21 protein-coding genes, 1 tRNA gene and 1 pseudogene are annotated in these 19,053 nt (G+C 61.2%); 15 read left to right on the top strand and 8 right to left on the bottom strand.

The genetic code is table 11. The features are described 5' to 3' along the window. Window positions 1-196 precede the first annotated feature (196 nt). From ACZYHG_RS24160 to ACZYHG_RS24135, 6 genes are all read left to right on the top strand, one after another. On the top strand, window positions 197-1,279 hold the full coding sequence (locus ACZYHG_RS24160; RefSeq protein WP_464614775.1) for an ABC transporter ATP-binding protein: 1,083 nt from the start codon (window positions 197-199) through the stop codon (window positions 1,277-1,279). Window positions 1,280-1,282: 3 nt separating this feature from the next. Then, window positions 1,283-2,203 (top strand): ABC transporter permease, encoded by a 921-nt coding sequence (locus ACZYHG_RS24155; protein ID WP_464610673.1) that lies wholly within the window; start codon window positions 1,283-1,285, stop codon window positions 2,201-2,203. Next, window positions 2,196-2,996: an ABC transporter permease gene (locus ACZYHG_RS24150; RefSeq protein WP_464610672.1), complete on the top strand. Its 801-nt coding sequence runs from the start codon at window positions 2,196-2,198 to the stop codon at window positions 2,994-2,996. The genes ACZYHG_RS24155 and ACZYHG_RS24150 overlap by 8 nt, the downstream gene beginning before the upstream one ends. A gap of 40 nt (window positions 2,997-3,036) precedes the next feature. Further along, a complete protein-coding gene (locus tag ACZYHG_RS24145) occupies window positions 3,037-4,071 on the top strand; it encodes an extracellular solute-binding protein (protein ID WP_464610671.1) in 1,035 nt (344 codons plus the stop codon). Between the two features lie 91 nt (window positions 4,072-4,162). Then, the gene (locus tag ACZYHG_RS24140) at window positions 4,163-5,590 is read left to right on the top strand and encodes an amidase (RefSeq protein ID WP_464610670.1); all 1,428 of its coding nucleotides are present in this window, start codon (window positions 4,163-4,165) and stop codon (window positions 5,588-5,590) included. 137 nt (window positions 5,591-5,727) lie between these two features. Further along, window positions 5,728-6,384, top strand: coding sequence for a TetR/AcrR family transcriptional regulator (locus ACZYHG_RS24135; RefSeq protein WP_464610669.1), 657 nt, complete (start codon window positions 5,728-5,730; stop codon window positions 6,382-6,384). A gap of 7 nt (window positions 6,385-6,391) precedes the next feature. Here the strand turns inward: ACZYHG_RS24135 and ACZYHG_RS24130 are convergent, their stop codons facing one another. From ACZYHG_RS24130 to ACZYHG_RS24110, 5 genes and pseudogenes are all read right to left on the bottom strand, one after another. Further along, window positions 6,392-7,153 carry an MBL fold metallo-hydrolase gene (locus tag ACZYHG_RS24130; protein WP_464610668.1) on the bottom strand — a complete coding sequence of 254 codons (762 nt, stop codon included), beginning with the start codon at window positions 7,151-7,153 and terminating at the stop codon, window positions 6,392-6,394. 1 nt (window position 7,154) lies between these two features. After that, the gene (locus ACZYHG_RS24125) at window positions 7,155-8,216 is read right to left on the bottom strand and encodes an ABC transporter ATP-binding protein (protein ID WP_464610667.1); all 1,062 of its coding nucleotides are present in this window, start codon (window positions 8,214-8,216) and stop codon (window positions 7,155-7,157) included. Then, window positions 8,213-8,995, bottom strand: a pseudogene (locus tag ACZYHG_RS24120) (ABC transporter permease). The gene ACZYHG_RS24125 and the pseudogene ACZYHG_RS24120 overlap by 4 nt, the downstream one beginning before the upstream one ends. 1 nt (window position 8,996) lies before the next feature. Beyond that, on the bottom strand, window positions 8,997-9,863 hold the full coding sequence (locus tag ACZYHG_RS24115) for an ABC transporter permease (protein WP_464610666.1): 867 nt from the start codon (window positions 9,861-9,863) through the stop codon (window positions 8,997-8,999). A 13-nt stretch (window positions 9,864-9,876) separates the two neighbouring features. Next, on the bottom strand, window positions 9,877-10,968 hold the full coding sequence (locus ACZYHG_RS24110; protein ID WP_464610665.1) for a polyamine ABC transporter substrate-binding protein: 1,092 nt from the start codon (window positions 10,966-10,968) through the stop codon (window positions 9,877-9,879). Window positions 10,969-11,059: 91 nt separating this feature from the next. Here ACZYHG_RS24110 and ACZYHG_RS24105 point away from each other — a divergent pair, with 91 nt between their 5' ends. The 3 genes from ACZYHG_RS24105 (at window position 11,060) to ACZYHG_RS24095 (ending at window position 12,965) form a co-directional block, all read left to right on the top strand. Next, the gene (locus ACZYHG_RS24105; RefSeq protein WP_464610664.1) at window positions 11,060-11,674 is read left to right on the top strand and encodes a TetR/AcrR family transcriptional regulator; all 615 of its coding nucleotides are present in this window, start codon (window positions 11,060-11,062) and stop codon (window positions 11,672-11,674) included. A gap of 129 nt (window positions 11,675-11,803) precedes the next feature. Then, window positions 11,804-12,373 carry a DUF2569 domain-containing protein gene (locus tag ACZYHG_RS24100; RefSeq protein WP_464610663.1) on the top strand — a complete coding sequence of 190 codons (570 nt, stop codon included), beginning with the start codon at window positions 11,804-11,806 and terminating at the stop codon, window positions 12,371-12,373. Window positions 12,374-12,506: 133 nt separating this feature from the next. Continuing rightward, the gene (locus ACZYHG_RS24095; RefSeq protein WP_464610662.1) at window positions 12,507-12,965 is read left to right on the top strand and encodes a hypothetical protein; all 459 of its coding nucleotides are present in this window, start codon (window positions 12,507-12,509) and stop codon (window positions 12,963-12,965) included. Between the two features lie 130 nt (window positions 12,966-13,095). Here the strand turns inward: ACZYHG_RS24095 and ACZYHG_RS24090 are convergent. Further along, a tRNA-Thr gene (locus ACZYHG_RS24090) sits at window positions 13,096-13,171 on the bottom strand. 158 nt (window positions 13,172-13,329) lie between these two features. Between ACZYHG_RS24090 and ACZYHG_RS24085 the strand changes: the two genes are divergently transcribed. The 3 genes from ACZYHG_RS24085 (at window position 13,330) to ACZYHG_RS24075 (ending at window position 14,418) form a co-directional block, all read left to right on the top strand. After that, window positions 13,330-13,497, top strand: coding sequence for a hypothetical protein (locus ACZYHG_RS24085; protein WP_464610661.1), 168 nt, complete (start codon window positions 13,330-13,332; stop codon window positions 13,495-13,497). A gap of 175 nt (window positions 13,498-13,672) precedes the next feature. Beyond that, on the top strand, window positions 13,673-13,891 hold the full coding sequence (locus ACZYHG_RS24080; protein ID WP_464610660.1) for a hypothetical protein: 219 nt from the start codon (window positions 13,673-13,675) through the stop codon (window positions 13,889-13,891). Window positions 13,892-14,112: 221 nt separating this feature from the next. Next, complete coding sequence (locus tag ACZYHG_RS24075; RefSeq protein WP_027028810.1) at window positions 14,113-14,418, top strand: BA14K family protein; 306 nt, start codon at window positions 14,113-14,115, stop codon at window positions 14,416-14,418. A gap of 68 nt (window positions 14,419-14,486) precedes the next feature. Here the strand turns inward: ACZYHG_RS24075 and ACZYHG_RS24070 are convergent, their stop codons facing one another. Further along, window positions 14,487-14,918 (bottom strand): hypothetical protein, encoded by a 432-nt coding sequence (locus ACZYHG_RS24070; RefSeq protein WP_464610659.1) that lies wholly within the window; start codon window positions 14,916-14,918, stop codon window positions 14,487-14,489. A 121-nt stretch (window positions 14,919-15,039) separates the two neighbouring features. Between ACZYHG_RS24070 and ACZYHG_RS24065 the strand changes: the two genes are divergently transcribed. Beyond that, window positions 15,040-15,399: a hypothetical protein gene (locus tag ACZYHG_RS24065; RefSeq protein ID WP_464610658.1), complete on the top strand. Its 360-nt coding sequence runs from the start codon at window positions 15,040-15,042 to the stop codon at window positions 15,397-15,399. Here ACZYHG_RS24065 and bhcR read toward each other — a convergent pair whose 3' ends face one another. Next, window positions 15,400-16,221: an HTH-type transcriptional regulator BhcR gene (bhcR, locus tag ACZYHG_RS24060; protein WP_464610657.1), complete on the bottom strand. Its 822-nt coding sequence runs from the start codon at window positions 16,219-16,221 to the stop codon at window positions 15,400-15,402. Window positions 16,222-16,435: 214 nt separating this feature from the next. On the opposite strand from bhcR, the gene gcl reads away from it, so the two are divergent. Then, window positions 16,436-18,217: a glyoxylate carboligase gene (gcl, locus tag ACZYHG_RS24055; RefSeq protein WP_464610656.1), complete on the top strand. Its 1,782-nt coding sequence runs from the start codon at window positions 16,436-16,438 to the stop codon at window positions 18,215-18,217. A 10-nt stretch (window positions 18,218-18,227) separates the two neighbouring features. Further along, window positions 18,228-19,025, top strand: a complete 798-nt coding sequence (gene otnI, locus ACZYHG_RS24050) for a 2-oxo-tetronate isomerase (protein WP_464610655.1) — start codon at window positions 18,228-18,230, stop codon at window positions 19,023-19,025. Window positions 19,026-19,053: the final 28 nt, after the last annotated feature.

Below are 19,053 nucleotides of genomic sequence, written 5' to 3'. Positions count from 1 at the left end.
TGGCCTCGTCTGCGACCAATAGCACGTTTGGGGAGCCAGCGCATCGGCCGCCCCGCCGGTGTCGCGGCATCTGCGCAATGACAAAAAGATATTGACTGTATATTTAGTCATAGTTATCCCTGAGGGTGGAACACCGAGTTGGCCAGTTGGCATCCGCCAGTGAATGGCCACTAAGGAGGGGAATATCTTGACAGCCATGCGGCCAGCCGTTGAGGCGAAGGGCGTCACTAGGATTTTCCAGGGGACAGGCCAGGACGCGGTCCGAGCCCTTGACAACGTTTCAGTTTCCATTCGCGAGAACGAGTTTTTCACACTGCTGGGACCATCCGGCTGCGGAAAGACGACGTTGTTGCGGCTGATAGCCGGCTTCGATTTTCCGAGTGCCGGCGAAATCCTGCTCTACGGCCAGGACATCGCGCCGCTGCCGCCGTTCAAGCGCCCGGTCAACACCGTCTTCCAGTCCTATGCGCTGTTTCCCCATATGACGGTGGCCGAGAATATCGGCTTCGGCCTGAAGATGCTGGGCAAGCCCAAGGCCGAGATCGAGGCGCGCGTTGATGCGATGCTGACGCTCGTCCACATGCAGAAATTGAAGAGCCGCCGCACCAGCCAGATTTCCGGCGGCCAACAGCAGCGCGTGGCGCTGGCGCGGGCGCTGGCGCCGCAGCCGAAGGTGCTCTTGCTCGACGAACCCTTGTCGGCGCTCGACTACAAGCTGCGCAAGGAGATGCAGATCGAGTTGAAGCGGCTGCAGCACGAAACCGGCATCACCTTCATCTTCGTCACCCATGATCAGGAAGAAGCACTGACCATGTCGGACCGCATCGCGGTGATGTCGTCAGGCAAGATCCTGCAGGTTGGTACCCCTTGGGACATCTACGATCACCCGGCGCAACGCTTCGTCGCCGACTTCATTGGCGAGACCAATTTCCTGGACGGCACGGTCGAAGGCGCCGCGGATGGCAAGGCACGGGTCACACTGCGCTCGGGAGCAAGGATCCTGGCGACCACCGCCAGCGATTTCCGGCCCGGCAGGCAGGCGACGCTGATGGTGCGGCCCGAGCATGCCAGGCTGGTCAAGGCCGCCGGCGACCTGAGCGGCACGGTCGAGACCGTCGTCTATTTCGGCACCGACACGCATATCCATGTCCGACTGGCGGACGGCGGTCCCTTCATCGTGCGCCAGCAGAATTCACGTTGTGCCGGCTGCGGCTTCGAAGCCGGCGACAAGGTCGGCATTCAGATCGGCGATGCCGCCGCGCAGCTGCTGAAGGATTAGGTCATGGCGACCGCGAAAGAGATCGCCGACAAGGCCGAACGCAACGATATCCGCTCGCGCTGGCTGCTTTCCGCGCCAGCGTTGCTGATCGTCTTCCTCGCGGCGCTCGGGCCGCTGCTGATCGTGGTCGTCTATTCCTTCCTCACCCCAGGCAATTACGGCGACGTGAAATGGCAGTTTTCGACCGACGCCTGGGTGAGCGTGCTGCTTCAGCGAGACGCCTTCGACGACACGCTGTCCTTCGCCAGTGCGCATCTGTCGATCTTCTGGCGCTCGGTGTCGCTGTCGGCCATGACCACGATCCTGACGCTGATCTTCGGCTTTCCGACCGCCTATTTCATCGCGACACGGCCGGAACACCGGCGCGATATCTGGCTGTTCCTGATCACCATCCCCTTCTGGACTAACCTTTTGATCCGAACCTTCGCCATGCAGGAAGTGCTGCGCAACGACGGCCTCATCAATTGGCTGCTGCAGCTGCTGCGGATCACTGATCATCCCATCCAGCTGATGTATACGAATTTCGCCGTCCTGCTCGGCATGGTCTATGTGTTCCTGCCGCTGATGGTGCTGCCGCTCTACGCCAGCATGGAGAAGATCGACTTCCGGCTGATCGAGGCGGGTTACGACCTGTACGCGACGCGGTTCCAGGTGTTGCGGCGCATCATCGTGCCGCTGGTCGCGCCGGGTATCGTCGCCGGCTCGATCCTGGTCTTCATTCCTTCGCTCGGCGCCTATGTGACGCCGCGTGTGCTGGGCGGCGGCACCAATCTGATGATCGGCAATCTGATCGAACTGCAATTCGGCCAAGGGCGCAACTGGCCGCTCGGTGCGGCGCTGTCGATCACGCTGATGGCGATCGTGATGGTGGCGCTGCTGTTCTACGTCCGCAACATGACAAGGTCGGATGGCAGCCATGGCTAAGCGCTTCGATGTCCGCCAGCAGAACGGCTTCGTCACCATGGCGATGGTGTGTTTCTTCCTCCTCTATCTGCCGATCGGCACGCTCGTCGTCTTCGCCTTCAACGACAACGAATCGCTGGCGATCTGGAAGGGCTTTTCGCTGCGCTGGTTCCATGTCGCCTGGAACAACACGCTGGTGATCGAATCCTCAATTCGCTCGTTCCAGATCGCAGCCGTCGCCGCCATCCTGGCGACGATCACGGCAACGATGGCGGCTCTGGCGACGACCCGGACCAAGCCATATCGCGGGCTGACTTTCAAATACGCCTTCATCAACCAGCCGCTGATGGTGCCGGAGATTGTCACGGCGGTGGCGCTGCTGATTGTGTTCTCGCGGATCAAGATCTGGACCGGCTATCCGGGCCTTGGATACTTGATCGCAGCCCACACCGCATTCTGCATCCCGTTCGCCTATCTGCCGATCCGTGCGCGGCTCGAAAGCATGGATCTATCGCTCGAAACGGCGGCGGCCGACCTCTATGCAGGCAAATGGCAGGCCTTCCGGCATGTGACGCTGCCGCTGCTTTGGCCGGGCATCCTGGCAGGGCTGATGCTCGCTTTCGTCGTCTCGCTGGATGACGTGGTCATCACCGAATTCGTCAAATCCGGCGGCCAGGACACGCTGCCGACCTTCATGCTGGGCCAGATTCGTCGCGGCGTGACGCCGGAAATCAATGCGATCTCGACAGTCTTCCTTGTCCTGTCGATCGGCATTGTCACGGCTTTCTTTTTCTTCAGCAGGAAACGGACCTGAGGCCGCGTCGCCGCCGGTCCCAACAATGGGAGCAACGAGCATGAACTGGAAACTGACCGCGACAGCCGTCGGGCTATCGCTGCTGGCTGTCACGGGTGTGGCGCGTGCCGATGGCGAGCTCAACATCTACAATTGGGGCAACTACACCAACCCCGACCTGATCAAGAAGTTCGAGGAGACCTACAAGGTCAAGGTCACCGTCACCGACTTCGATTCCAACGACACCGCGCTCGCCAAGATCCGCCAGGGCGGCGCCGGTTTCGACATCGTCGTGCCCTCGGCCAGCGTCGTCCCCATCTGGATCAGCGAGGGGCTGCTGCTGGAGACCGATCCCAACGCTATGGAGAATTTCAAGAATGTCGATCCCAAGTGGGTCGATGTACCGTTCGACCCAGGCCGCAAATACACGGTTCCGTGGCAGTGGGGCACGACAGGCATATCGGTGAACAAATCAGTCTACTCAGGCGATGTGAACACGTCGGCAATTTTCCTCGACCCGCCGCCCGAACTGGTCGGCAAAATCAACGTCGTGCCCGAGATGGGTGACATCATGTTCCTCGCCATTGCCTACGAAGGTGGCCAGTATTGCACCGACGACAAGGTGTTGTTGAAGAAGGTGCGCGACAAGCTGGTCGAGGCCAAGGCGAAATGGCTGTCCTTCGACTACGGTGCCGTCGACGGCCTGGGCAAGGGTGACATCGCCGCCGGCGTCAACTGGAACGGCATTTCGCTGCGCCAGCGGCTGCAGAACGACAAGATCGTCTACGGCTATCCCAAGGAGGGCTATCCGATCTGGATGGACAACGTCGCGGTTCTCAAGGACGCCAAGAACGTCGACAACGCCAAGCTGTTCCAGAACTTCATCATGGATCCGCAGAACGCCGCCCTGATCTCGGCCTTTGCCCGCTATTCGAACGGCATCAAGGGCTCGGAAGCCTTCATGCCGGCCGACATGAAGGACGCGCCGGAGGTGAACGTGCCGGCCGAATTCGCCACCAAGGGCCAGTTCATGGCGGCCTGTCCGCCGGATGTGCAGGCGCTCTACACGAAAATCTGGACCGACCTGCAGAAATAGCCTGATCCGTTGTTTTCCGCGCCGCGACATGCGGCGCGGCCACCTCTCGATCCATCAAGCCAAGGCGATCCGGCGATCGCAGGAGACTTTCATGACCGATCTCGACCTCTGCTACATGCCGGCGAGCGAAGCGCTGCGGCGGTTTAAGGCCAAGAGCCTTTCGCCCGTCGAACTGATGCAAGCCACCATCAGCCGCGCCGAGGCCACGAAGCCGACGATCAACTGCTTCACCTTCACTCATTTCGACGAGGCGATGGAACTGGCCAGGAAAGCCGAGGCGAAATACGCCAAGGGCGCCACAACCGGCGCACTCGAGGGCCTGCCGATCGGCATCAAGGACGAGAGCTACATCAAGGGCAAGCCGACCTCGCATGGCTCGCTGCTGACCAGGGACGCCATCGGCAGTCACACCTCGACGATGAACGAGCGCGTCATCAAGGCGGGCGGCATCGTGCATGCGCGTACGGCGACGCCGGAATTCAGCTGCGCCGGCTACACCTGGTCGAAGCGATGGGGTGTCACCCGCAATCCGTGGAATCGCGATTTCACGCCAGGCGGTTCGTCGGGCGGCGCGGCGGCAACGCTGGCTTCAGGCACATCGTCGATTGCCACCGGTTCGGACATTGCCGGGTCGATCCGCATTCCGGCATCGGCCTGCGGCCTTGTCGGCTTCAAGCCGCCTTACGGCCGCAATCCCGACGAGCCGCCCTTCAACCTCGACTTCTATTGCCACACCGGACCGCTGGCGCGAAATGTCAGGGATGCGATCCTGCTGCAGAACGTCATGGCCGGACCGAGCCCGCTCGACATCGCCACGCTACGCCCCAAGCTGCGCCTGCCGCTCGACTACAAGCCGATCAAGGGCTGGAAGATCGCTTTCTCCATGGACCTCGGTTCGTTTGAAGTCGATGCCGACGTGCGCAAGAACACGCTCGCCGCCTGCGATGTGTTCCGGTCGCTTGGCGCCACAGTCGAGGAGGTCGATCTTGGCTGGGGCGACGAGGTGCTGAAGGCGGGCATGGCCTATCTCGAACATCTGTTCGGCGCCTCGCTGTCGCAATTGTTGAAGAAGCACGGCAACGACATGACGAGCTATGCCAGGCAGTTCGCCGAGGATGGGCAGAAGTCGAAGGCTGCGGATTTTGTCGCCACACTGGAGGTGGCGGCCAGGATGTACCAGACGCTGGGTCCACTGCTGGAGACCTACGACGTGCTGATCTGCCCGACAAATGCGCTTCCCGCGGTGCCGGCGGAGTTCGATCAGACCAGGGACAAGGTTGAGATCAACGGCAGGGAGGTGAACCCATCGCTGGGTTGGGTGATGACGACGCCGTTCAACATGATGAGCCGTTGTCCGGTTCTCTCCATGCCCTCGGGCTGGGCTGCGAACGGTGTCCCGACGGGTATCCAGATCGTCGGCCGCACCTATTGCGACGCCGATGTGTTCCGGGCGGCACTCGCCTATGAAACGGCACAGGGCCAGTGGTACAGGAATGCCGAGACACGTCCGTCGCTTTGATCAACGGCAGCGTCTGCGACTGGTGCTTGATCTCGGGCGTCGGCTATGGTGAGCCGGGGATTCTTGCTGACAGTTCGAAAGGCCGGATGAAAATGGCACAACGCGAGGCAACCGCGGCCGAAAAACGCAGGGCTACGATGGCTGAGGGCAGGGGCTCGGCGAACGATGCCGTGTCGAAAGACCGTCGGCGCGAGCGCGGCGAAGCAAGCGTCCAGCGGATCATCGATGCCACCATCGATCTCATCGCGGAGGAGGGCCTGGCCAGCGTCACCATGCAGCGCATCGCCGAACATGTTGGCTCGTCCAATGCGCTTGTGGTTTTCCACTTTCGCAGCAAGGAAAACCTGTTCCGGGCTGTCCTGCAGTATCTCAGCGATCGATACGACGAGTTGTGGGTGACGCTGGTGCGAGCGCCGGGCTTGTCGCCGGCTGAAAGACTACTCGGCGCGGTCGAATGCGCGCAACGCTTCGCCAGGCAGCATCCGAAATGGGTTTCCGTTTTTGTCGTCTTCTCCAGCGACCGTAAGAGCATGCAGATCTACAATGAAATCGGCCTGCCGAGCGATCTCGCCTACACCGCCGAAGCGCGCGAGTTTCTGATCGAGATTTCGCACAGCGGCGGCTATGCCGACGTCGACATAAACACCTTGTCGGAGAGCCTGAACTATCTGGTTCACGGTGCCTGGTACTGGGACCATCTCAACCCTTCGAGCCGTGACACCAATGTGCTGCGCAAGACCATGCTGCTGCTGCTGCATCAGGCATTTCCGCGGCATTTCGAATTGATGCCGTAGCTGTTTCTCAGGGGCGCTGGCTCAGATGGCAGCCTGACTGCCGCTTCTGCGCCAGGTACTCGTCGATCAACTGGCGGTAGCGCACCTTGCCGAAGCTCGGAAAATGGCCGCCATGCACGACCGAGACATCGAGATCGCGCATGGCGAGCAGCGTCTCGACGTAGTCGGAAATGTCGGAGTGATAGACGTCGTCGATCAGCGGGCCGTCATAGATGACGTCGCCGGATAAAAGGATGCCGGTCTTTCTCTCGTAGAGCGCGATGCCGCCGGGTGAATGGCCGGGCGTGTGGATCACCTCGAAGGCGCGGTCGCCAAGATCGATGATGTCGTCATGCTCGAGCAGGCGGTCCGCCGGCGCGGCCAGAATGCCGTAGCGCGCCGTGTCCCAGCCCTGTGGCTGGCGATCGAACATCTCCTCGGTGGCATAGGTGCCGGCGGCCGTCCATTCATTGCGCGGATCGGCGAGGATTTCCGCCTCGGCCCTGTGCACGCAACGGTCGGGAAATTCGTGATGGCAGCCGATGTGGTCGAAATGCGTGTGGCTGGCAACGCAAGTCAGCTTGCGCTCGCTGACCAAAGGCACATGTGTGCACAGGCTGAAATGGCCGAGACCGGTATCGAACAGGAGATCGCGGTCGCGACCACGCACATGCCACATGTTGCAGCGGAAGAACGGTTTGATCCATGGCTCGTGGATCAGCGTCACGCCATCGGCCATGCGGATGGTCTCGTACCAGTCTGGCGCGTCGATAACCGGAAGGCTTCCCATTTCAGTCCGTCAAAACGATGATCTGGTCGGTATCGCATGAAACGGCAACAGTGTCGCCGGGCTGGACGGTGGCTGACGCGGGCAGTTTTGCAATGAACTGCAACGAGGGGTCTTCGGCGGAAACCGCGAGCACGCGCTTGAAACTGCCCTGGAAGACGACGTCGCGTACCTCTGCCATCCCCAGCTTCACGGCCCGCGCTGCACCGAAAGCAAGGTGCTCCGGCCGAATGGCCAGCGCAACAGCCGAGCCCGCTGGCAAGGCGCTGGGCACCAAAACCGGTCCGACCGGCGTCGAGACCGTGCTCGTCCTGTCTCCGGCCTGCGTGACCGTGCCGGCAAGGATGGTGCTTTCACCCATGAAGGTCGCCGAAAAACGCGTCGCTGGCCTAGCATAGACGCGTTCTGGCGGGCCTTCGTCCTCGATGCGGCCGTCATTCATCACCACGCAGTGGTCGGCCAGTGCCATCGCTTCTTCCTGGTCGTGGGTGACATGGATGAAGGCTGTGCCGACGCGCTTCTGGATCGCCTTCAACTCGTCCTGCATCTGGCGGCGCAGTTTGAGGTCGAGCGCACCGAGCGGCTCGTCGAGCAACAGCACCGCCGGCTCGATCACCAGCGCGCGCGCCAGCGCCACGCGCTGCCGCTGGCCGCCGGAGAGCTGGTGTGGTTTCTTGTCGAACGCGGCAGCCAACCCGACAAGCGCCAGCGTCTCGCGCGCTTTCGCGGCTCGCGTTGCACCATCGACGCCCTGCATGCGCAGCCCGAAGCCGACATTGCCGCCGACGCTCATATGCGGAAACAGCGCATAGTCCTGGAACACCGTCGTCGTTGGGCGTTTGGCCGGCGGCACCGCGGTGCAGTCCTCGCCGCGAATGAACACCTTGCCTTCGCTAGGCGTGACGAAGCCGCCCAGTATGGACAGCAGCGTCGTCTTGCCGGACCCGGATGGCCCAAGCAGGATCGTGTAGCTGCCTGGCTCGATCCTGAGCGAGACGTTCTTCAGCACCGCCAGCTGCCCGAAACGGTGTGAGACGGCGCGGATATCGACCAGGGGCGCGGTCATGTTTTTCTCTTGCGCAGCAATGTCAGTTCGAACAGCACGACCAGCACGATGGAAACGGCGAAGACCAGCGAGCCGACCGCGTTGGTTTTCGGATTGAGGCCGGAGCGCAGCAGGTTTCAGATTTCCACCGGCAGCGTGGTGTCGAAGCGCGTCAGCAGGAAGGAGATCACGAACTCGTCCCAGGAGAAGGTCATCGACAGGAAGAAGCCGGCGAAGATAGCGGGCGCCATGACCGGCACGGTGATCAGCAGCAGCACCCTCCATTCCGGCGCGCCGAGATCGCGCGCGGCGCGTTCGATGTTGATCTGGTGGTCGCCCATCTGGCTGTAGATGATGGCGAAGCACAGCGGCAGGTTGATCACGACATGGCCGATGCCGGCGGCAAGCAGCGATTTCGGCACGCCGGCCCAGTTGAACAGCACCAGGAGCCCCATGCCGATGATGAGGTAGCTGACCGTCAGCGGCAGCGTGATCAGGCCGCGCAACAGGCCGGAGCCCGGCAGCACGAAGCGTGCAAAACCCCAGGCCGAGAGGAAGCCGAGCGTGACGGCGGTGGCTGAGGAGATTGACGCCACCAGCAATGAATTGACCAGCGCCGAGGTCAGCCTCGCGTCGGAGAGCACGGCGTCATACCAGCGCAGCGACGGGCCGGTGAAGGGCGGGATCGGAAACGAGGTTGCCTGCAGCGAAAACAGCACCAGCACAACCACCGGCAGGAAGATGAAGCCGTAGACGGCAAGCGCATAGGCCCAGGATGCGATGCGGACAAACGGGCGCATCTCAGGCCCGCTCGATCTTCAGCCAGCGCGCGCAGGCAAGGTAGGCGATCGTTACGACCGCCATCAGGATGATCGACAGCGCCGAGGCCAGCGGAAAATCGCCGCGCCGGCCGATCTGCATCATCACCAGCTGCGGCATCAGCAGCTCGTTGTTGCCGCCGAGGATCTGCGGCGTGATGTAGTCGCCGATGCACAGCACGAAGGTCAGGAAGGCGCCGACCATGATACCGGGCAAGGTCAGCGGCAAAACGACATGCAGGAAGGTGCGCACCGGCCCGGCGCCGAGATCGGCGGCTGCCTTGCGGTAGCTCGGGCTGAGCTGCTTGAGGTTGGCGAAAATGGTCAGCGTCAAAAGCATGACGAAGAAATGCACGAAGCCGGTGACGGTGGCTAGCCGAGTATTGGCGAGCTGCAGCGGCTCGGCGATCAGGCCGGAACCGGTGAGCGCGCGGTTGATGACGCCGTTCTGTGCCAGCACCAGCAGCCAGGAATAGGAACGCACGACGTAGGAAGTCCAGAACGGCAGCACGGCCAGCATCAGCGCCAGCCGCTGCCAGCGTTCCGGCACCTGTTCCGCCAGGATCCAGGCGAAGGGATAGGCAAGCAGCACCGAGACCACGGTGACGATCGCCGTCACTTGCAGCGAGTTGACCATCGCCTGCCAGTAGGAGGGGTTGGTGAAGAACTGGCTGTAGTTGCTGAGCGTGAAGCCGCCGCCCTCATGCGCCGTCAGGCTGGAAAACCCCATGGCGATGAAGGGCAGCACGAAGAACAGCAGCGTCCAGCCGAGCGCCGGCGTGACCAGCGCCCAGGGCAGAGCTTTGCTCGCCCGGGGCAGGGCGCGTCCGCTGTTCCCATTTGAACTCACGAGCGGCTACCGATCATTTCGCCTGCAGCATTTCGGTCCACATGTCCTGCATCTTCTTGTCGAGATCGGCATTCGGCGCCGGATACGCCTGCGCACGGGCAAGGAAGCCGGGCTGTTCGTCGAAGCGCAGCACCTTCTTCTGGTCGTCGGTGAGTGCGGCCTTGGTGTTGGACGGCATGCCCCAGTAGCAGGAGGAGGTTGCAAGCCGCGCCTGGCCTTCCGGGCTCATGATGTACTGGATGAACTTCAGCGCCATGTCCTTGTTCTTGGAATCCTTGAACATGGCCAGCGACTGCGACCACAGCACCGCGCCCTCCTTGGGGATGGAGAAGTCGAGAGCAGGATTCTCTTTGGCCAGTCCCGCCGTCACCCATTCGCCGCCGCCGACCAGGATGTCGACCTCGCCGGTGGCGAGCGCCGTCTGGCTGGCGGTGACTTCGCCGACCAGCTTGGCATTGGCCTTCATCTTGAGAAGCTCTGCCTTGAGGGCGGGCAGGTCGGCTTCGGTCAAATCCGCCGTCTTCTTGCCGATGGCGAGCGCCGCCATGCCGATGACCGGCAGGTAATAGTCGTAGATGGCGACCTTGCCCTTGTATTTGTCTGATGTCAGCGAAGCCAGGGACTGCATGTCGGCCGGATCGACCTTGGTTTTGTTGAAGCCGATCGTGTTGTAGCCGAATTTTTCGGTGATGCCGTAGCGCTTGCCGCCGACGACGGTGGAGCCGTCCATCTTCACCTGCGGGAAGAGGTCGGCGAAGGGCAACTTGTCTTCCGGTAACGGCTCGAACAGGCCCTTTTCGACCCCACGCGGCACGTCGATCGAGTCGATCACCATCACGTCCCAGTCGCCGGGCTGCGACTGTTCGACAATAGCCAGGCCGGCGCCGGTGCCCTCGAACTCCTTGACGTTGACCTTGACGTTGTTTGCTTCCTCGAAGGGCTGCAGAAGTGCGGGATCGGAATGATCGCACCAGATCAGCGCGTTAAGATCGGCGGCCTCGGCGAGGCTGCCTGCCCCGAGCAGCAGTGCTGTGGCGGCGCACGCGGCGTGCAGATGACGCTTCAGGACGGAATGAGGATTCCTGGATGCGGATTTGACGGACATCGAGTGTTCTCCCTTGCCTTTGTGGCTTCTTGCAAAAAATTGAACCAATTCTAAAATTGAGTCAATTCTGTTTTTGTGGCAAGAGGCTGATATGATCGGATTGCGGGCAAGGCAAAAGGCGGACCGGCACAGGCGCATCATCGAGGCGGCCGCAGAGCTTTTCCGCGAGGCCGGCTATGAGGGCGCCAAGATCGAGGCGATCGCGGCCCAGGCGGAAGTGTCGATCGGCACGATCTACAATTACTATGAGAACAAGGGCGACATCCTCGGCGCCATCGTCTCACTGGAAGTCAACGAGGTGCTCAACGCCGGACGCGGCGTCGTCGCCAGGCCGCCGGCCAATGTCGGCGACGCACTGGACACGCTGATCGGCATCTACATCGAGCACTCGCTGCACTATCTCAGCAAGGAGATGTGGCGGCAGGCGATGGCGATCTCGACGCAATTGCCCGACAGCCCGTTCGGCCAGGCCTACACGGCGCTCGACCGCTCACTGACCGAACAGATCCGCGCGCTGATCGCCCGGCTGCAGGAGATTGGCCTGGTGCGCCAGGACATAGACGGGGCAGCGCTGGGCGAACTGATTTTCAACAACATGAACATGATGTTCATCGAGTTCGTGAAGCGCGACGAGGCCAGGATACCGGAGCTGCGCGCGGCAATACGGAGGCAGAACCGGATTTTGGTGTCGGCGATCGGCGTGTGAGGGAGTCAGCAGCAGGCAGGAGAAATCTTCGCTTCGGCATAAACGTCGTTTTGCGCGAGGCTCACCTCTTGAGTTGAGCTTGAAATCTGATACAACCTATAGGGGCATTAGAAGGGGGAGGAAGGGTAAATGGGGGCGTTTTCAATCTGGCACTGGGCAATCGTGCTGCTTTTAATCGGCGTGCCTGCTTTCTTTGCGATTCGATCCGCCGCGAAGCCGTCACAGAATCCTGAGGCTCTTGTGGGCTTCGGCGGCTGGCTGATGCTGCTGGCTATCGGTCAGGCATTGTCACCGCTGCGCACACTCGCCGACTTCGCCAATTCGGCCGACGGCTACCAGCAACTCATGACCCTCTCAAATGGACCACTGGCGGTGTATGGCGAGGTTGCTCTCAATCTGGCATTTCTGGCGCTTCAACTCGTTGTGCTCGTTTCGATGCTGCGGCGGAGCCGCCGGTTCCCGCAATTGTTTCTGCTTCAGTGGCTTGCGATCCCTGTTGTTTTCGTCCTGGACACGATCTGGATCGCGTTAATTCTGGGTGTTCCGGTGAACCAGGTGCTCGCAGACGATGCGCTGGTAGCACCAATAGCCTCGTTTGTTGGGACCGGCATCTGGGTCGCTTATGTCTATAAGTCGATCAGGGTGAGGAACACGTTCAACAGGACGGGCGCATCTGGGCAAGTTGCCCGCGCCTCATAGCGGGCTGGGGCTGGCGATCGAGCCGCCCACCCTTGGCGCAGCCTGCGTGAACCACTCGAGAGTCGGTCATAGACGTGCCTAAGTTCAGTGCCCAACTTGCGCGTGCGGCATGGGAACGCGTGCAGGAGGGGCAATGCGAATCTTTTTCGGGGCTCTCTTGGCATCTGGGGTGTTTTCCGCGCCAGCCTTTAGCGGTGACATCGAAGGGCCTATGAAGCAATTTGGCCTCATTGGCGCGTGGTCGCCGGATTGCAGCAAGGACATTTCTCAGCCGACGATGGACAGAGTGACGTTTGCGGCACCGTCTGGTGGAGAGGCGACGGCGAGCATCCTGGACAAGCGCAGCGGCGTATTGGTTACCACTGTCGATCAAGTCACTGAATCTGCACTCGTTGCCAGCGACGAAATCGGGATAGGCCTCCACCCCGTCACGGTCACCCGATCAGATGGCCAAGCAGCATCCCAACACGACTACGACAACATGCATCTTGTCTTTCAGAAGGTCGGAGCAAGGATCGAAGTGGTTCGGGTTCAGTTTGAAGGCCTGCCGGAAATCCAACGATCGGCTTTTTTCGAGAAATGTCCGAACTAGGGGATGATGCCGAAAGCTCATCGATTATCTCATCGGCGAATGATGTGCCTTGCACCTTTATCACCGACCAAACCGAGCATGAGAATGGACTAGCGCCAGCCGTGTCGCGTGGCCTAAGTCTGAAGGAAACTGGTGCCCCCGGACGGAATCGAACCGCCGACCTTCGGTTTACAAAACCGCTGCTCTACCAGCTGAGCTACAAGGGCACGGCGCTCCGGTTAGCATATTTGTTGCGCCAGTAAAGACAAAACTCCGTTTTCGGTTACGTGCAGCGGTGGATGACGCGGTGCAGGCGGGTGCTGAAATCCACAAACCCGCTTCCTACATATTCGTCAGGTGCAATCGCTTCTGACTGGAGTGTCGCATGATCAGGCTTGTCATCATTCTCCCCATCGTCGTCATCGCCTGGATGCTGCTCGTGAGGCTCATCAGCGACGTAAAGAAGGCCAATGTCGACTGGACCGGGGTCACCACGATCATCGGCTTCATCGCGCTCGCCTTCTGGCTTCGCCATGTCACGGGCATGGGGTGAGGAATAGGGAATAGGGAACAGGCAGGAGGGAATAGAGATTGCAATGTGCGGTTGCGTAGAGTGAATTTCTTTACTGGCCGAAAAATCTCCTCCACCTTTCGAACCTTTTGCCGCACTCCGCCGACTGATCTCCAGAGGCGAATGGTCGCCTCGGTCAAGGATCCAGGAGATCATCATGTTCAAGCGCACGCTCACTTCCGCTCTCGCAGCTATTTTCGTCGCCACAGGCGCGCTGGCCGCCACGGTTCAGACGTCGTCGGCCCATGGCATGCACCATCATCACCACCACGGTTATTACGAGGATTACTCGGACTATCCGGATTATCCGGACTACTGGTGGCACCATCATCATCATCACCGCCACCACCATCATCATCACATCATCATCTACTGAACCTATCTGGCGACGCGATTGGAGAAGGGCGGCTTCGACCGCCCTTCTTCGCGTCTGCGTGTCGTCATGCGCGACCATTGTTGATGATTGGCGTCACATGCCACTTCGAATTGGGCGATCACCATCTATTCGAAAAAATATTCGAACCTTTTTCGTTGCCGCAGCGACACATGATCAAGAGGCGGATGAATCGCCTCGGTAACCAAACCAAGGAGATCGTCATGTTCAAGCGCACACTCGTTTCTGGCCTCATCGCCTCCACCGTCGCCGCCACCGCATTGGTCGGCACCGTCCAGCCTTCGGCGGCCCATTCGCATCACCACGACCTCGGCATCGGCATCGCCGCCGGCGTTGGCGGGTTTGTCCTGGGCAGCCTGCTCGCTCAGCAGCCGCCGCGCACCGTCTATGTCGACGAAGACGGCGGTTCCTGGCACGTCCGCCGCTGCTTCGACCGTTATTCGAGCTACGATCCGGACTCCGACACCTACATCGGCCATGACGGCTACAGCCACTACTGCCGGCTCTGAGAGGAGGACCATTTCCGCAACAAAAGAGGGGCTCGCGCGAGCCCCTCTTTCGTTCGTCTCACAGATAGTTACAGTTGCATATTCAGGTCGGAATCGGCGATCGGCAATCCGGCAGCGCTGCAGGTCCTGCCGACGAGACGCCGCGTTTCCGAAGCGCTGCCCATGGTGACGAGTTCGAAGCTGCTTCCCGAATCCGGGTAGATCTTGGCAATGAAGGCTTGGTCGCCGCCAGAGCCGCCGGGCGGATCCTTGCCGTTGACGAAGCCGCAGACCAAAATCTCCCTGCGGCCATTCAGCGTCCGCTCGCCGGCAAGCGTCCTGCCGAACCTGGCGGAAGCAGGATCTGGCAAGCGCTGACGAATGCCGGTGGTGACGATCTCCTCAAGCGCGAGCGAGAACGGAATAGGGTCGACGCGTTGATCGCCGGCATCGGGTCGAGGTGTCGTCGCCACGCATCCGTAAAGCGAAGCGACAAGCAAAAGCTGAAGCGTTTTCCTCATCCGCGCCCTTTCGCATGCATTCGAACGCCACGGCAAGGCGGTGAAATCCGATCTGGCGGGCGCTGTACAGCGATTTTCGCAGCGTCTAGTCTATCCCGATGGCCGACTGAGGGAGGGTGTCTTGGACGAGCAGGATCCCAGGGAAGACCTGATCGAGACGGTTTTCCGCAACGGCACCGTCACCACTGTCGGCATCCTGCTGGCATTTTCGCTTGGGTTCATCACTCATTGGGCCGCCAACCCGATCCCTTGGCGGGCCTACCATCTTGTCGCCGTTCTGCCGATCCTGGCCGGCATCGCCTTGCAGATGTGGGCGCTGTCGCTGCTGCTCGACATCAACTCCCTGCAGCGGCGCGTCTATGAACGCGCCAACCGCATCTTCATCGCCGGCCTCATCTTCACCGCCTGTGGTGTCGGCATGGCTATCCTGCTCGATTTCTTTGATATTGCGACGAGGAGTGCGCTGCCCGGGGCAGGCTGATCAGCCGGCGTGCATGCCGCCGATCATCCTGGTCACCTCAGCTGCGGCGCTGCGCACCATCGGTCCGATCTCGGCCAGCCGCTCCGGCGTCACCCGCACGGTTGGCCCCGACACGGAGACGCCGCCGATCGGCTCGCCGAATTCATTGAAGATGGCGGCCGCCACGCAACGCATGCCGGGATGCCGTTCCTCGTCATCGACAGACCAGCCGCGCTGCTTGATGACAGCCAGATCGTGGGCAAGGGCAGGGATCTCGGAAAGCGTCTTGTTAGTGAAACGCTGCAGTCCAGCCTTGCGCAAGATGGTGCCTACGCGCTCCGGTTCGAGATGGGCCAGCACCGCCTTGCCGATGCCCGACGCGTGAAAGGGGCTGCGCGTCCCCGGCCGGAAGAAGGCGCGGATCGCCTGGTGTGTCTCGACCTGGCTGACAAACACCACGCAATCATCCTCGGCGACGCCGAGATTGGCCGTCTCGCCGGTCTTTTCCATCAGCTCCTGCATGACGATGCGGGCGCGGTCGACCAGCTTGCGACGGCGCAGGAAGGCCGCGCCCATGCGGTAGGTCTCGACGCCGATCGACCACAGCTGGTCTGATGTGTCGAACTCAACCATGCCGTGGTTTTGCAAAGTCGTCAGCATGCGGTAGGCGGTGGAGGCGGCAAGGCCGCTCTGCGCTGATATCTCGCTCAGCGACAGGCCGCTGCCCTCAGCGACAATGGCCAGGATGCGCAAGGCCCGGTCGAGCGACTGCACCGAACTGGCCTCGGATGGCCCATTGAAAGCGCGCGGCCGGCCGCGCTGGCGTTTTTCGGTCGTGTCCATGGCGTCATCCTTGCTGATTTCACCAAACAAGCAATGAAAAAGTTTTTCACTCGGGCGGAAAGGCAAATTCTTGGAAAACAGAAAAGTCAATAAAATCAGCACTCAGTCGCCGTTTTCTAGAAATGAAAAAATATTCTGAAAAAATTGAAAAATAGCCGACGTGCTGACATTCTTGGCCATCCAACAATGACAAACCCTGTGGAGGGCCGGACAAATGGCCAGGATGCACGCTGTCGATGCGGCGGTTCTTGTTCTCGAAAAGGAAGGCATTTCCTGTGCTTTCGGCGTGCCGGGCGCGGCGATCAATCCGCTCTATTCGGCGCTGAAGGCGAGAGGCACGATCCGCCATGTGCTGGCTCGCCACGTCGAGGGCGCCTCGCACATGGCGGAAGGCTATACGCGAGCCAAGGCAGGCAATATCGGTCTCTGCATCGGCACTTCGGGGCCGGCCGGCACAGACATGATCACCGGACTTTACTCGGCGGCGGCGGATTCCATTCCGATCCTCTGCATCACCGGCCAGGCACCGCGTGCACGGTTGAACAAGGAGGATTTCCAGGCTGTCGATATCGCCGCCATCGCCACACCGGTCGCCAAATGGGCGGTCACCGTCATGGAGCCCTATCTGGTGCCGATGGCGCTGCAAAAGGCGTTTCACCTCATGCGCTCGTCGCGTCCGGGGCCGGTGCTGATTGATTTGCCGGTCGATGTCCAACTGGCCGAGATCGAATTCGACATCGAAACCTATGAGCCGCTGGTGCCGTTCAAACCAGCGATGACCCGCGCCCAGGCCGAAAAGGCGCTGGCGATGCTCAATGCGGCCGAAAAGCCGCTGATCGTCGCCGGCGGCGGCATCATCAGTGCCGATGCATCGGATCTGCTGATCGAGTTCGCCGAAATCTCCGGTGTGCCGGTCATCCCGACGCTGATGGGCTGGGGCGCGATCCCCGACGACCATCGGCTGATGGCCGGCATGTGCGGGCTGCAGACGTCGCACCGCTACGGCAACGCCACGATGCTCGAAGCCGACTTCGTCTTCGGCATCGGCAACCGCTGGGCCAACCGCCACACCGGCTCCGTCGATGTCTACACCAAGGGCAAGAAATTCATCCACGTCGACATCGAGCCGACGCAGATCGGCCGTGTCTTCGCGCCGGACCTCGGCGTCGTCTCGGATGCGGGTGCCGCGCTGAAGATGCTGCTCGACGTCGCCACCGAGTGGAAGACATCAGGCAAATTGCGCGATTGGTCGGGCTGGGCGAAGGAATGCCAGGCCCGCAAGAAGACGATGAAGCGCAAGACCCATTTCGACCAGGTGCCGCTGAAGCCGCAACGCGTCTACGAGGAGATGAACAAGGCCTTTGGCCGCGATGTCACCTATGTCACCACCATCGGCCTGTCGCAGATCGCCGGCGCGCAGTTCCTGCATGTCTACAAGCCGCGCAACTGGATCAATTGCGGTCAGGCCGGCCCACTCGGCTGGACGCTGCCGGCAGCGCTCGGCGTGCGTGCCGCCGATCCGGAGCGCACCATCGTGGCGCTGTCGGGCGACTATGATTTCCAGTTCATGATCGAGGAACTGGCGGTCGGCGCACAGCACAAGTTGCCCTACATCCATGTCGTCGTGAACAATGCCTATCTCGGCCTGATCCGCCAGGCGCAGCGGGGTTTTGCGATGGACTACGAGGTCAGCCTTGCCTTCGAGAACATCAACCGATCAGGAGATCCCGAGGCCGGTTATGGCGTCGACCATGTCGCCGTTGCCGAGGCGATGGGGTGCAAGGCGGTCCGGGTGCGCAAGCCGGAGGAGTTTGCCGGCGCCTTCAAGCAGGCGCAGCAACTGATGAAGGAGCACCAGGTTCCGGTCGTGCTCGAATTCATCCTGGAGCGCGTCACCAACATCTCGATGGGCACCGAGATCGACAAGATCACCGAATTCGAGGACCTTGCGGAAAGCCATGAGGATGCGCCGACCGCGATCGTCATGCTGGATTAGGAGAAAAAGTATGCCGCGTTTTTCAGCCAATCTGTCGATGCTCTTTGGCGAGCATGATTTCCTCGACCGCTTCGATGCCGCCGCGCGCGCGGGCTTCAAGGGCGTCGAATATATCGGTCCTTACGAGCATGCGCCGGAGGTGGTGGCCGCAAGGTTGAAGAAGAACGGCCTGACGCAAGTGCTGTTCAACCTTCCTGCCGGCGACTGGGGCAAGGGCGAGCGCGGCATTGCCGTGTTGCCGGACCGCGTGCCGGAATTCCGCCAGGGCATCGCCAAGGCGATCACCTACGCACAGGCGCTCGGCTGTCCGCAGGTCAATTGCCTGGCCGGCATCGCGCCCGTCGGCGCCGATCGCAAGGTGCTCGAGGATGTTTTCGCCGAAAATCTCGCCTTCGCGGCGGAGAAACTGGAGCAGGCCGGCATCAGGCTCTTGATCGAGCCGATCAACACCCGCGATATTCCCGGCTTCTTCCTCAATTACTCGGATCAGGCATTAGCGCTCATCGACCGCGTCGGCTCGAAAAATCTGTTCCTGCAATATGACATCTATCACATGCAGATCATGGAGGGGGATCTCGCCCGTAAGATCGAGGCAAACCTCGGCCGCATCGCGCATATCCAGCTTGCGGACAATCCCGGCCGTCACGAGCCGGGGACGGGCGAGATCAATTATCCCTTCCTCTACGACCACATTGACCGCATCGGCTATTCCGGCTGGATCGGGGCTGAGTACAAGCCAAAGGCGGGCACCGAGGCTGGACTGGGCTGGTTTCGGGAACTGGCCGGTCAGGGGAGTGCGGCGGCGTAGCGGCTAAGGCCCCCCTCATCCGGCCGCT

This window comes from Mesorhizobium subarcticum (assembly GCF_055456085.1).
This window is presented reverse-complemented; position numbering and strand designations above follow the sequence as displayed.

What these genes read in the sequence shown, in the direction of transcription:
- ACZYHG_RS24160 (WP_464614775.1), top strand. Translation starts at nt 197, where the DNA reads ATGCGGCCAGCCGTTGAGGCGAAGGGCGTCACTAGGATTTTCCAGGGG.
- ACZYHG_RS24155 (WP_464610673.1), top strand. Translation starts at nt 1,283, where the DNA reads ATGGCGACCGCGAAAGAGATCGCCGACAAGGCCGAACGCAACGATATC.
- ACZYHG_RS24150 (WP_464610672.1), top strand. Translation starts at nt 2,196, where the DNA reads ATGGCTAAGCGCTTCGATGTCCGCCAGCAGAACGGCTTCGTCACCATG.
- ACZYHG_RS24145 (WP_464610671.1), top strand. Translation starts at nt 3,037, where the DNA reads ATGAACTGGAAACTGACCGCGACAGCCGTCGGGCTATCGCTGCTGGCT.
- ACZYHG_RS24140 (WP_464610670.1), top strand. Translation starts at nt 4,163, where the DNA reads ATGACCGATCTCGACCTCTGCTACATGCCGGCGAGCGAAGCGCTGCGG.
- ACZYHG_RS24135 (WP_464610669.1), top strand. Translation starts at nt 5,728, where the DNA reads ATGGCTGAGGGCAGGGGCTCGGCGAACGATGCCGTGTCGAAAGACCGT.
- ACZYHG_RS24130 (WP_464610668.1), bottom strand. Translation starts at nt 7,153, where the DNA reads ATGGGAAGCCTTCCGGTTATCGACGCGCCAGACTGGTACGAGACCATC.
- ACZYHG_RS24125 (WP_464610667.1), bottom strand. Translation starts at nt 8,216, where the DNA reads ATGACCGCGCCCCTGGTCGATATCCGCGCCGTCTCACACCGTTTCGGG.
- ACZYHG_RS24110 (WP_464610665.1), bottom strand. Translation starts at nt 10,968, where the DNA reads ATGTCCGTCAAATCCGCATCCAGGAATCCTCATTCCGTCCTGAAGCGT.
- ACZYHG_RS24105 (WP_464610664.1), top strand. Translation starts at nt 11,060, where the DNA reads ATGATCGGATTGCGGGCAAGGCAAAAGGCGGACCGGCACAGGCGCATC.
- ACZYHG_RS24100 (WP_464610663.1), top strand. Translation starts at nt 11,804, where the DNA reads ATGGGGGCGTTTTCAATCTGGCACTGGGCAATCGTGCTGCTTTTAATC.
- ACZYHG_RS24095 (WP_464610662.1), top strand. Translation starts at nt 12,507, where the DNA reads ATGCGAATCTTTTTCGGGGCTCTCTTGGCATCTGGGGTGTTTTCCGCG.
- ACZYHG_RS24085 (WP_464610661.1), top strand. Translation starts at nt 13,330, where the DNA reads ATGATCAGGCTTGTCATCATTCTCCCCATCGTCGTCATCGCCTGGATG.
- ACZYHG_RS24080 (WP_464610660.1), top strand. Translation starts at nt 13,673, where the DNA reads ATGTTCAAGCGCACGCTCACTTCCGCTCTCGCAGCTATTTTCGTCGCC.
- ACZYHG_RS24075 (WP_027028810.1), top strand. Translation starts at nt 14,113, where the DNA reads ATGTTCAAGCGCACACTCGTTTCTGGCCTCATCGCCTCCACCGTCGCC.
- ACZYHG_RS24070 (WP_464610659.1), bottom strand. Translation starts at nt 14,918, where the DNA reads ATGAGGAAAACGCTTCAGCTTTTGCTTGTCGCTTCGCTTTACGGATGC.
- bhcR (WP_464610657.1), bottom strand. Translation starts at nt 16,221, where the DNA reads ATGGACACGACCGAAAAACGCCAGCGCGGCCGGCCGCGCGCTTTCAAT.
- gcl (WP_464610656.1), top strand. Translation starts at nt 16,436, where the DNA reads ATGGCCAGGATGCACGCTGTCGATGCGGCGGTTCTTGTTCTCGAAAAG.
- otnI (WP_464610655.1), top strand. Translation starts at nt 18,228, where the DNA reads ATGCCGCGTTTTTCAGCCAATCTGTCGATGCTCTTTGGCGAGCATGAT.